Annotated in this window: 8 protein-coding genes; 6 read left to right on the forward strand and 2 right to left on the reverse strand. The window is 45.8% G+C overall.

What is annotated here, in order from left to right; translation table 11 throughout:
• The first annotated feature begins 24 nt into the window (after window positions 1-24).
• The 6 genes from J2Z66_RS11805 (at window position 25) to J2Z66_RS11830 (ending at window position 11,159) form a co-directional block, all read left to right on the forward strand.
• The gene (locus J2Z66_RS11805) at window positions 25-1,185 is read left to right on the forward strand and encodes an N-acetylglucosamine-6-phosphate deacetylase (protein WP_209971597.1); all 1,161 of its coding nucleotides are present in this window, start codon (window positions 25-27) and stop codon (window positions 1,183-1,185) included.
• Window positions 1,186-1,322: 137 nt separating this feature from the next.
• The gene (locus tag J2Z66_RS11810) at window positions 1,323-2,537 is read left to right on the forward strand and encodes a Gfo/Idh/MocA family protein (protein ID WP_209971598.1); all 1,215 of its coding nucleotides are present in this window, start codon (window positions 1,323-1,325) and stop codon (window positions 2,535-2,537) included.
• A gap of 49 nt (window positions 2,538-2,586) precedes the next feature.
• Window positions 2,587-3,327, forward strand: coding sequence for a 6-phosphogluconolactonase (locus J2Z66_RS11815; protein ID WP_209971599.1), 741 nt, complete (start codon window positions 2,587-2,589; stop codon window positions 3,325-3,327).
• 30 nt (window positions 3,328-3,357) lie between these two features.
• Complete coding sequence (locus tag J2Z66_RS11820) at window positions 3,358-4,854, forward strand: tagaturonate epimerase family protein (protein ID WP_376774389.1); 1,497 nt, start codon at window positions 3,358-3,360, stop codon at window positions 4,852-4,854.
• Window positions 4,855-5,704: 850 nt separating this feature from the next.
• Window positions 5,705-9,694 carry a DUF4838 domain-containing protein gene (locus J2Z66_RS11825; protein WP_209971601.1) on the forward strand — a complete coding sequence of 1,330 codons (3,990 nt, stop codon included), beginning with the start codon at window positions 5,705-5,707 and terminating at the stop codon, window positions 9,692-9,694.
• Window positions 9,695-10,067: 373 nt separating this feature from the next.
• Window positions 10,068-11,159: an S-layer homology domain-containing protein gene (locus tag J2Z66_RS11830; protein ID WP_209971602.1), complete on the forward strand. Its 1,092-nt coding sequence runs from the start codon at window positions 10,068-10,070 to the stop codon at window positions 11,157-11,159.
• A 114-nt stretch (window positions 11,160-11,273) separates the two neighbouring features.
• Here J2Z66_RS11830 and J2Z66_RS11835 read toward each other — a convergent pair whose 3' ends face one another.
• Complete coding sequence (locus tag J2Z66_RS11835; protein ID WP_209971603.1) at window positions 11,274-11,999, reverse strand: class I SAM-dependent methyltransferase; 726 nt, start codon at window positions 11,997-11,999, stop codon at window positions 11,274-11,276.
• 25 nt (window positions 12,000-12,024) lie between these two features.
• Entirely contained in the window at window positions 12,025-12,879 is an 855-nt protein-coding gene (locus J2Z66_RS11840) for a glycosyltransferase family protein (protein ID WP_209971604.1), read from the reverse strand.
• Window positions 12,880-12,892 lie beyond the last annotated feature (13 nt).

Raw genomic sequence — 12,892 nt, forward strand, 5'->3', positions numbered from 1 at the left:
TTAGAATTTAGGAGGCATCAAAATATGAAATGGATAGGAAAAAGGTATGATACCGGAGCTTGTGTAGAAATTACCGTACTAGACGGAATTATTCGGTCTATCGAGCCTGTTCAGGAACAACCGGGAGTGCCATGGATATCTCCAGGCTGGATTGATTTGCAAGTAAATGGCTTTAGCGGATTTGATGTGAATGGAGAGCAGACAACACTTGAGGATGTTATTGGGCTTAGTAAATCGATGTTCTCCTGTGGGGTAACAAGCTACTGCCCGACGATTGTAACAGGCAGCTTCGAGCGGACGAAGCAGGCTCTGGAGATGATTCATAGGGGCTGCGAGCAGGATGCTGATGTCAGGAAGGCTATATGCGGGATTCATGTAGAGGGACCGTACTTGTCATCCGAGGACGGTCCGCGGGGGGCGCATGACAGAGCCTTTATCCGCAATCCGGATATAGCTGAATTTGAAGCCTGGCAGCAGGCTGCCGGCGGGGATATTACGCTTGTCACGATTGCTCCCGAACGGGAGGGGGCGATTGCATTTATACGCTGGCTTGTGGAGCAAGGCATCAAAGTGAGCCTGGGACATACCATGGCAAGTACAGAGCAGCTCCAAGAAGCTGTCGCCGCTGGTGCTTCGTTGTCTACGCATTTGGGCAATGGTTCGCATCCGTTGCTGCCGAGGCATCCGAATTACATTTGGGATCAACTGGCTGATGATGATCTGCAGGCGATGTTTATTGCTGACGGGCATCACGTGCCTCCGAATGTATTGAAATCTATGTTCCGGGCAAAGAGGGACCAGTTCATTCTGGTGAGCGATTGCGTCAAATTCGGCGGCATGGCGCCGGGGCGGTACAAAAGTGCAATCGGCAATGAGGTTGAGCTGCTGGCTAACGGCAGGCTGCACACTGTGGCGAATCCGGCGATTTTATCCGGCTCGGCACAATCCTTGGAGCGTAGTGTAGCGAATGCGGTGGTGCAGGTAGGCATTAGCCTGAAGGAAGCTGTTGATGCCGTAACTGTCCGGCCTACCAAGGCTATGGGGCTGGATCAGCTTGGTAAGCTCGAGCTTGGGGCCGCGGGGAATTTAACGCTGTTCGAGTTCGATGAGAGCAAAGAGCTTACCATAAGTGAAACGGTGCTGTCAGGCCGCAGTGTGTATGCAGCAAAAGAAACATGGGTTTAAAAAATAAATGACATCCCTGGATTGTTGTGCTAAAATAAGAAAAAGAAATCGATTACTTTTCTTTATTTCTATATTCATCTTTCATGAATCATAATTCATCATCTAATCATTCTTAGGAGACAAAGGGGCTAATAGCTATGAAAAAAATTGCCTTGGTTGGCGCTGGCGGGCGTGCACTCTATATGTTTGCTCAGCCATTTGCCAGCGAGCTGCAGGAAAAGATTGAATTTTGTGGTGTTTTCGACATTAATCCTGTTCGCGCCAAGCACCTTAGTGAAGAATGCGGGAACGTTCCGGTATTCAGCGATTTTGATCAGATGATTCAAACAACTCAACCTGATATTGTGGTTGTTGCGACAACTGATGATACCCATCACACTTATATTATCGCTGCCATGGAAGCCGGGTGTGATGTTATCTCCGAGAAGCCAATGACGATTGATAGTGATAAGTGCAACGCTATTCTGGAGACGGAGAAGCGGACCGGCCGTTCATTGAAGGTCACTTTCAATATGCGCTTCATGCCTTTCGTAGCCAGAGTGAAGGAACTGCTTATGCAGGGGGCTATCGGCGATATTCATCATGTTTCTCTGGACTGGTGCCTGGACCGTTCTCATGGAGCTGATTATTTCCGCAGATGGCATGCCGAGCTGGAACATAGCGGCGGATTGCTGGTGCACAAATCAACGCATCACTTCGATGTTATGAATTGGTGGCTGGACAGCCATCCTGAGCAGGTTCATGCATTTGGGTCGCGGAGATTTTATGGGCCTACCCGTGAAGAACGGGGAGAGCGCTGCTCCACTTGCAACTACACGGAATCATGTGAGTTTTATTTTGATGTTTCCAAGGACAATTTTACGAACCGCTATTATTTGCAGGCAGAGCAAGAGGACGGATATATCCGCGATCAATGCGTCTTCGGTGAAAGAATTAATATTTACGACAATATGTCGGTCAATGTTCAGTACAACAGCGGGGCACTGCTTACTTATTCGCTTGTAGCTTACAGCCCATTTGAAGGCTTTAAGGCTACTCTTCATGGTACTGATGGACGACTGGAAGTGAGTCATTATTACAATGGACCGTATGCCAACACTACATCAACCTCAATTAACGTATACAAACCGAACGGCGAGTCTCTCCAATATTCGATTCCTGAAAGAGCGGGAGGTCATGGCGGAGGCGATGAGCTGCTGCGTCGAATGGTGTTCGTAGGCGATGTGGCAGACCCGCTTGGTCAGCAGGCTGGCAGTTTTTCCGGAGCGATGTCACTTCTAATCGGTGCCGCGGCAAACATTTCTATCGCTGAACAAAAGGCAGTTGTTATTGCGGATTTATTAGCCAATTAATAAAAGAGAGCTATACACGTATTTCATCAAATATTGGAGGACATATATCGTGAACATTCATATTGCCAAAACAGCAGAAGAGCTGGGAATTGCGGCTGCGGACAAAGCAGCTATTATTATTAATGATTGTATAGCAAAACAAGGACACGCAAGAATTGTACTTTCCACAGGTGCATCACAATTTACTTTCCTGGAAGCACTGGCTCAGAAAAAGGTAGACTGGAGCAAAGTGGAAATGTTTCATTTAGATGAGTATGTGGATCTTGCCGAATCTCATCCCGCGAGCTTCCGCCTGTATCTTCGGGAACGCTTTTTATCCTATGCCCCTGTTCGGAAAGCACACCTTGTCAATGGCGAAGGAGACGTTGCTGCTCATATTGCCGAGCTCACTGAGGAAATCGGGAAAGCACCGATAGATCTCGCACTTATTGGTATTGGCGAAAATGCACATATTGCCTTCAACGATCCACCGGCTGATTTCGATACAACAGTTGCTTACAAGGTAGTTGATCTGGACGATGAGTGTAAAGCACAGCAGGTGCGCGAGGGCTGGTTTGAATCACTGGCTACCGTTCCTACCCAAGCGATTACAATGTCTGTACAGCAAATACTGAAAAGCAAGACGATCATCTCTTGCGTCCCTCATCAGGTGAAGGCGAATGCGATCCAAAAAACACTGCAGGAAGGCATCACGAATCTGATTCCGGCATCCATTTTGAAATCTCATGAGGATTGGGAGCTTTACTTGGACGAAGCCTCTGCCTCGGGAATAGATCGTTCCAACGTGTAACAAGGGAAAATGATTTAGGAGGTCATGGATTTGGACAATTACGAAGCGATCGCCCAATCGATCAAAGAAGGCCCTATCAGCCAATCAGGCGGTGAAGGTGTGAAGGTATATGAGAAGTCGGTTTCTGCACATGGGAATACGACTCTAGTAATGATCAAAGAAGCGAATACGAAGTTTCTGCTAGCGATAGGTGAGGACTCCCTGTATCGGGACTTGGAAGGAACGGTCATTGGCAGCGTTAAAAAATGTCCTTTGACCCATACGAACCGTCTCGTTATGAATCGATATTTCGACTATATGGTTCCCCGGGCGTTCGGAACGGAAATCGCCACGATTGGCCTTGGGGATCGGCTTGGGATTGCTTCGCCAGGCCATATTCAAGCCGTTCGCGGCCGTGATATTCGTCCAATTCTTGCGCAGCAGAGCATTCGTGAGCTGGCTTTAACAGGGCGGGACTATAAGCAGGTTATGGATGCCGCTGCTTTTGCTGTTTTTCAGGAAGGGTATAAGGATGGGTTTGGTGCGGATGGGGACCATCTGAAGGTAGAGGCAGACATCCAGATGGCGCTGGAGCTGGGCTTTACAATGCTTACGCTGGATTGCTCGGAGAAAATCGATAACACGATTGAAGGGGCGTCTCTTCAGGAATTGGAGGAGAAGTACCGCAGCCTTCCGGAATCCGTTCGTTCGCATTATGAAACCCGTTATTTAGACCAAACGTTTACGGTTGCAGATGTATCTGTTCCCTTTGACCGTCAAACTTTAATCAAAAATGTGTTGATCTACAGTCAGGCGATCGATTACATGGAGCACATCTATCAAACCTATATCCGTCAAGCTTCACGTGCAGTAGATTTTGAAATTTCAATCGATGAAACAATGACGCCTACGGCCCCGGAATCGCATTATTTTGTTGCTAATGAGCTGTATGAGCGTGGTGTGGCCATCTATAGTATGGCCCCCCGGTTCTGCGGCGAGTTCCAGAAGGGGATTGATTACATCGGCGATTTGCATCAATTCGAGCAAGAACTGGCGATTCATGCCAGCATTGCCGATAAATTCGGCTATAAGCTGAGTATTCATTCTGGCAGCGATAAGTTCAGTGTATTTGCCCTTATTGGCCAGTATACCAAAGGCAGGTTTCATATCAAAACCGCAGGAACCAACTGGCTGGAAGCCGTTCGTACAGTCGCGGGAACGAATCCATCCTTATATAGGAGGATGCACAGCTACGCATTAGCCCATTTCGAAGAGGCGAAAGCATACTACCATGTGACTACGGATATCAGCAAAATTGTGCCCATCGATGAGGTTCAGGATGCGGATTTGGCAGACACCTATTTAAACGAAAATAATGCCCGACAGCTCATTCATATTACTTATGGAATTTTGCTGCAGGCGGTAGATGAACAGGGGAAATCCTTGTTCCGCGATGAATTCTATCAAACCTTAAGCGAGCAGGAAGAAGCCTTCGGACAATCGCTCGTTACACATATAGGCAAGCATCTTTCGCTGCTTGGTAAATAAAAAAAGGAACAATGCCCTTTGGCGTTGTTCCTTTTTTTATTTGCCACGTTTGTGGTGGAAGCTTAAGTAGGGTTATCAATTACTTTGTAGTGCAGGTACTTTGTAGTGCAAGTGCTTGATAGTGCCAGCGGCAGCTTGCTGTATGTCCTTAATTAAGTGGTGCTGGCCTTTGATCTTTGCGGACCTCAGAGCCGTTATTTTCGAAATTCAAAGGTTTTTGCAGCGCTTACGGACCTGAAAGCCGTTATTGATGCTGAAACAGCACCAAAAGCATGAATTCAGGGCAAATAGCGGAACGTATGTCCGTAACATCTGCGAAAAAGAGATAAAATGGTAAAATAGCGTACCTCATGTCCGTAACCTTTACTTAAGTATGCCGGACTGTATACGAAGCGGGGGCACAGTATAACACAACCTGAATGGTTCATATCGACTCGCTAATGTTCTTCCCAGGTGCCCCAGCTCTCCTGCTGCCCAATACATGTCGCCAAGAAACTGATTTATTTCCGGATTTTCCTTACGAAATTCCATTTTAACTTTCACTTGTTCTCGTTATTATTAATTTGAAGGACGGTATAGTTCCTTAATTAAAGACGGTAAGCGTTTTCAAGTAATCGTTTTCTTAAATCTTTTCCAATTGATTCCGCTTTTTGTCGCAGCATCTCTGGCTCTCTCAGAGGAGGTTTTGAGCATACAATCTTTCCTTTTTCCAAGCGAGCCGAAATACAATTCAAAGCATTTAAGACTTATTCTAGAGAAGGAGGTGACGCGCTAGAACTGGAACTAGAATTAGAATTAGAAGTAAGCTCTTGCAGTTATAAAATGCTATTCATTTAAGGAGGCAGATTCAATGAAAAGAAGAATGCAAATATGGACTCTAATTGTAATGATAGCGCTTACACATTTGCTCGGTGCAGGTCACTTCGCAGAAGCAAATGCTGGTGCCGGACAAAGTGTGCTCAATCAAGAGGAGTCGCTAACGATCGTCGAAGATGGAGCGGCTAATGCTATCATTATTACTCCGGTAAGCGGGTATACGCAAATTGCCAATGAACTAGCCGATTATGTGAAAAAGTCAACGGGAGCTCAGCTGTCGATCGTGACTAGTGAGCCTGCCAATTTCGATGGCGTGAAAATATTTATCGGGAGTGGACGTGCAGCGGACGCAGCTCATCATCAGAGCTTGCTGCAAGGTCTGAACGAGCATGGATTTATTATTGATCCTCAAGCTGATGCGATAACCATCATGGGAACGACAAAACGCGCCACTGAATTCGGTGTGATTGAATTTCTGGAACGTTATGTCGGCGTTATATGGCTGATGCCTGGTCCTGACGGGGAGGATGTGCCTCAGCATGACACTTTAAGTGTTCCCAATGAGCTGGTGCAGGAGCAGCCAGAAACGATTTCGCGTCATTTCTTCGGTGCCAATTATACGCCATCCTTTCAAGAGTGGGCAGATAAAAATCGGATGCATGATAACATTAAGTTCCATCACAATATGGATACATTGTTCGATCCTACCGTATTTGCGGATCATCCGGAATACTACGCAGGCGGAGTTGTACCGGCTAAAGTTCGGGACAGTTGGCAGCCATGCTACAACGATACGACTGCAGTTGTAGCGATTCAGCGTATTATTACATACTTTGATACGCATCCAGATGAAATATCCTATTCACTTGGGATCAATGACGGCACGAAATATTGCGAAGTGGAACCCTCTGATCCCCTCACCCCAACTACGAAAAACTCCCTTGGTTTCTGGAATCGATCGGATTACTATTATCCGTGGGTGAATAAGGTTGTTGAAGGTGTATTGGAGAAACACCCGGGTAAATATTTCGGCTTGCTGGTTTACAGAGAAATGTATGATCCGCCAATGAATGAGGACGGAACACCGTATATGCTTAATCCCCAAGTTATTCCTTATATAACAGATGACCGGCTGACTTGGCTGGATGAGTCAATCGGCGAAGTAGCCGAGCAACATATGGAAAGCTGGCGTCAGGTCGCAGTTAACTTGGGATGGTACGAATATTTATATGGTACACCTTATAACGTACCACGAGTATACAATCATAAGATGGCAGACAATTATAAATACGCACAAGAGCAAGGTGTGATCGGCCATGTGGCAGAACTTTATCCGAATTTTGGCGAAGGACCTAAACCTTGGTTATCCGCAAAGCTTCAGTGGGATTCGTCTCAAGATGTCGATCAGCTGCTGAATGAATGGTATACCCGTGCTGTTGGTGCAGATGCGGCACTTTATTTAAAGCAATATTATGACTATTGGGAGGTTTTCTGGACCACACGCATGTTCCAATCGAGCTGGTATTTGGATTGGAAGAATAAGGCTAGCCGAACGAATTACTTGAATCTATTGGATCACACTTATTTGAAAGAAGTAACAAGGGAGGATATCGCTGAGAGCAGACGTTTAATGGAGCTTGTAGTTGCTCATGCAGGTACAGGCAGTCAACAGGCTCGTGCTCAATTGCTCATGCGCTCCTTTGAGTATTACGAAGCATCCGCTTTGAGTTATCCGCGCGAAACACCAGTCGAGCCTCCAGTGAGTGAACAAGAAGCGCTGGCTATGCTGGATGAAGTTATTCAAAGCTATGAATTGGTGGAGAAACGGAAGGAACTCGCGGCTGAGTTCGGTGGACATCCGACACTGTATTTGCCACTGCTGCAGTATGCAGGCGTATGGGATGGAATCCAAAGAAAGATGATTAACGCTCTGCAGATATATACTGACACTGAGCCGGCAAACGGTACTGTCCGTGAACAGCTCAATCAATTTCTGACTCAGCTTCCAGGCTTTGCGTTTTCCTCGGCGATCGCTGTCAAAACGACAGCAAACAAAGCCGATATTTTGCAATCGCTTGATTTCAGTGCTGGGCCTTGGGCGGATGCAGAGCCATTCTCTAACTTCCTCATTATGAATACCCTGGGGGAAGCGCCGGCTGAAACCAAGGTGCGTCTGCTGTGGGATCATGAAAATCTGTATGTCGGCTATGAGAACTTCGATCAAAATCCATCAGAAATGATTGTTAGTAATGACGCACCGGGGAACTGGTGGAGAAGCGGTGGTGACGATTCGGTTGAAACCTATATTACAACGGATCCGAACGGCACCTATAAGGGTTACTTTACAAATCCGAAAGCTGTGAAGTTAGTGTATGCAAAATCCGCACAATTGGGAGTGTCGCCTTCAACCGATGCGAATTGGGAAGCTAATGCTAATACCGGTAGCGACCGCTGGAATGTGATCCAGGTCATTCCATTCGCCAGCATTGGAGTTAATACAAATGAGACTCGGGAGCTGAAAGGATTTTTCTTCCGAAATTACCATGGTCAAGATGCATTTCTGGGCTGGGGCGGCGGAGCACCGTGGTTGCCGCAGCATTTTCAACCGGTTTATTTAGTAGATCAGAAAAACATGGTCGGCAACCCATCCTTTGAAAGTGGAACTGAAACCTTGTTCCTTCCTTGGGGACATGGATCTAACGACCCGGTTACACAAATTACGAAACGTACCAATGAAATGGCTCATACAGGCAGCTATAGCTTCTTTGGGGAAGGACTTCAAAATGGGGCAGGACCCTATACATCAATTCTGGCAACGCCTGGTAAATATAAAGCTGTCCTATATTATTATACGCCTGGGGATTCCATAACAGAGGGCACAATCCAATGGTGGACCAACATTAAAAACATCGCAGGAGAAACAATTGACAGAGTCAAGTCCTTAACGAAGCCGGTCATTCAGACAAAAGGGAAATGGGCAAGCCTAGAGTTTGTCTTTGAGGTTAAAGAGGAGTATTCGGGCGGGATTCCTCATCATGTGCAGCTTGCGGTTACCCATTGGGATTTTAAACCTGGTGAGAAAGTATATATCGATGATGTAGCCTTATACAAACTTTCACCTTACAAAAAGATGGCATTACCTGAATGGCCAGCAGGAAGTCAAGCTGAATACAGCCTTGTTACATCCAGCGGCTTTGATGTTGCATGGCCATCAGCAACAAATATGGAAGAGGCTAGTTCCTACCAAGTTTTGCTGGATGGAGAAACGATAGCCGAGCTTCCCGGCAATATTCATACTTACAGTTTTAATAATCTTAGAGCAAACACGTCTTATTCGGTTGTTATTAGGGCTGTCAATTTAGCGGGAGCTAGTGCGGATTTAAGCACCGAAGTCGTGACGTTTAGTGCACAAGTTCAAAAAAGTGAATTAACTGCAAGTGCAAGCTCAATCCCGACAGGGACTGAATTTAAAGTTAGCTATGGACTCAGCGATGTTACCGGGTCTGTTTATGGGCAGGACATCAAGCTAGATTATGATCCTGCTGTCATGGAATTTGTATCTGCCAAATCCTTGATTGATGGAATTTCCCTGGTTGAGACGGTTAAGGAGCCCGCAGGTAAGCTTCGTTTGATTGTGGCCAGTGAAGGTTCAGAGCATGGCTTTAGCGGTAATGCACAAATCGTAGAGCTCACCTTTAGAGCGAAGCATATTGCGCAAACGACTGCAGGCGTGATCGAGATTACGGATGTTACTTTGGGAGATGAGCTAGGAAACGAAACACAAGCGGAATTGTCTTCCGTCAGTATGTTAGTAACGGTAGAAAACCCAGGCGGTGGCAACGACGTGGAGGACATTAATCAGGATGGAAGAGTGACGGTAGGTGATTTGTCCATCGTAGCTGCTCATTACGGCAAAGATAGCAGCAGTCCGGATTGGCAGCAAGTGAAGAAAGCAGATATCAATGGAGATGGCAAAATCGATATTCTAGATCTTGCAGCTGTTGCCAGGAAGATATTGGAGTAGCGGATGAATGATAGGCGATTGAGTAAATGAATGGCATGTGACAGGGAGGGAATTCCCCTTCCTGTTTTTTAAATATGGAAGCGGAAGCCCGGCTTTTAACGATATAAAACATCACTAACGAGCAGAGTTTACCTAAAATCAGACTGATAGCGATGAAAAACATCATTAAAAGGAGCTAAGCCACCCCAAAGTGCAACTTTTCGCATCTTTAACGATGTAAAACATCATTAAAGGGCAGAAACTCCCGCGGAAATCTGACTTAGTGATGAAAAACATCGTTAAAGAAACAGGAGCCTACCTGAAGCTTAAAATTCCTGTTGTCACTATCCCCTAAACTCAGAAGAATCGGTTAACTTACGGGAAGGATGATTTTATGCAACTGCAACGAAATCAACTGCATCGAAAAAAACACAAAATGATCAATTCCATGGTCACTTTCATGACCAGGTATTTATTAATTGCTCTGCTTTGCCTGTCCTTACAGCCAGCAGCAATCGCCTATGCGGAGACGGCTTCCTCCTTTCTTTTAACGGCTAATAAGCCTACTGATGGGAAAATTACCATAACTATGAGTGGTACAAATGTGAAGGATTTATATGGCTATGAGGCAAGGATCACGTTTGATCCCAATCAACTTGAGCTAGTGGAGGCCAAGTCCAGTTTGGACGGTTTTTCCGTATCGCCTATTATCAAGAACAAAGAGATCATCCTAGCTCACACCAAAATTGGCAGTATAACCGGTGAAAGTGGAAGTATTACCATTGGCACCCTGACATTTAAGATCAAGAAGCACGGAACCTCCACCGTAAAGTGGGAATCGATCAAAGCGGTAGATCACAATTTGTCTGATCAAACTTATTCAATAGGAAAGAGCGTGTCCGTCACTTCAGTGAAAAAAGGTTTTATAGATCTGGAGGGACATTGGGCGAAGGAAATTATAGAGCAGCTCGCTTCGAAAGGCATCATTGAGGGTATGGATGAGGATCATTTTGTACCACAGGCTCATGTAAATAGAGCGCAGTTTGCCGCGTTAATTTCTCGGGCATTGAATTTGAAAATAAATACGAAGCAAATCCCCTTCACCGATGTTGTGCCTGGTTCCTGGTATGCGGAAGAAGTAAATAGCGCCTATGCAGCGGGCATAATTCAAGGCATGACAGAAACCAGCTTTGATCCGGAAAAAGATATCACAAGAGAAGAAATGGCCGTGATGATTGTCAGAGCGAACACTTATGCGTCCGGTGCTACAGGAAGTGAGAAAAGTGAGAAGCATGATGTTGAGGCAATAAAATTTGCAGATAACGATTCGATAAGCGAGTGGGCTAGAGAGGGGATTCAAATAGCCGTGCGTTTAGGCATCATAAATGGAAGAACGATAGATAGTTTTGTGCCTAAGACTCCAGCAACCAGAGCAGAAGCAGCCGCAGTAATTCAAAGGTTACTATCCGCAATAAATCTTCTGTGACTTTTCTTTGATTTCGTAATTCTTCTTTAATCTTCAAACATTCGAAAATGATGTTATAAACAAACGACAGCGGATAGTCACCGCTGTCGTTTCAGTTTGAGACAATAGCCAAATTCAAAGCCGCCCCACGCTCACAAGCAAGTATCCGGGAAAGTGACTTTGCTCTTCAGCGCTTAAGCCTTCATACCAGTTGTGCATCCATTGCTTCATAGCTCCTGAACCCGGGAGGAAATCAAGGAAATCCAGACTGTTTAGAAAGCCAAGATGGGTTTCTTTAACCAGTGTAATTTTACTCTTCTTAAATTCTTTCTTTAAGCTTAGAACGGGCTCTTCGACGCCATACATCCACGTTCCTTGCTTTTCAGCATATGCTTTTCCGATTTGATAGGGCAGACACTTCGCATACGGTGTATAAACCAGAACTGTACCTTCGGGCTTGGTGATTCTCGCCATTTCTTTAAGGATCGATACTTTTTCTTCGAAGGTAAAATGCTCAAGGACACCTGCGTTCCAGGTCAGATCGTATTCGTTATCAGGAACCGGAATTTGCCGGATATCAGCCAAATGAAAGTTGGCCTCACAGCCTGCTTGGAGAAAGGCCCCACGGCTGTTGACCAAGGCATTCTCCGAATAATCGACTAATGTTACGTCGGCGCCCAGCCTGGCCAGATGCAAAGAAATTTTACCAGTGCCGGAGCCTGCTTCCAGCAGCTTTTTGCCCTTGACGTTTTCGGCTACGGTTTGAATACTTTTTAGGAGCGCATCGCTGAGCGGGTCCCAGGCATAGGACACTCCTCCTGACCATAGACGATCCCACACGTCTTTTTGCTGATCTGTCACTGCTTAATCCTCCTTGTATTGTGCGTTAATTTGGACCCCTTTGGGTAAATTTATCAATCATCAAATCGAAGGTGGGAGAGGTTGGATGGATTATTGATAGCTGCTGCATGCCCTTTGCCCCGTATTGATAAAAGAGTCCGGCCTCATTTAAGTCGAAATCCAGATGTTTGTTTGCCAGAGACATTCGTTGCGCCATAGTGGCGTGATAAACCCACGATTTTAAATAGCATTTAGGCCGCCAATGGGTGCGGGTGCCCAAATAATATAAATAGCCTAAGAGCAGGCTGTCGTCTTCATAGCCTTGCTTACCTTTGAAAAAACGGACATCGTATCCGCCAATCTCCTTTAAGATATGGGCTTTATGAACAACTGGATGAACAAAGCCCGGATGGCATTCATCACGGGATAAGCTTTCCAGGAGGGCAATCATCTCTTGAGGAGTGGCAGGAACGGGAGTTCCAAGCTGGATAGGCTGAAGCTCACCATACTGCGTTACAATTCCAGGTGAGATCATGGGCTCATCGGAACCGGCGAGAAAGTCGATTAACGGCACATACCAATTTGCGGGGAATATCATATCGACATGAATTTCAGATATATAGTCGACCTCACTATGATGATCCCATATATATTGAAAGCAGGCCTGCCTGGCCTGGGCAATACCGATGTTCTCGCCGTTGCCGAGAATGACTGCTGATAAGCCTATAGCAGATAATATATTCTGCCATTCTTCATTGCTTAAGCAGCCTTGATTGTATATAACAACAAGATGATCCTCAGAAGCCAGCAAGCTCTGAAAGCATTGTTTAGCCATAATCAAATCTTCTGCAAGTGAAGCTTCATCTCTTATTAGCAAAGGCATGGAATGAATAATTTTCATGGTTACTCCCCCC

Origin of the sequence: Paenibacillus eucommiae, from assembly GCF_017874215.1 — a bacterium.
Classification (GTDB): Bacteria; Bacillota; Bacilli; order Paenibacillales; family NBRC-103111; genus Paenibacillus_AI; species Paenibacillus_AI eucommiae.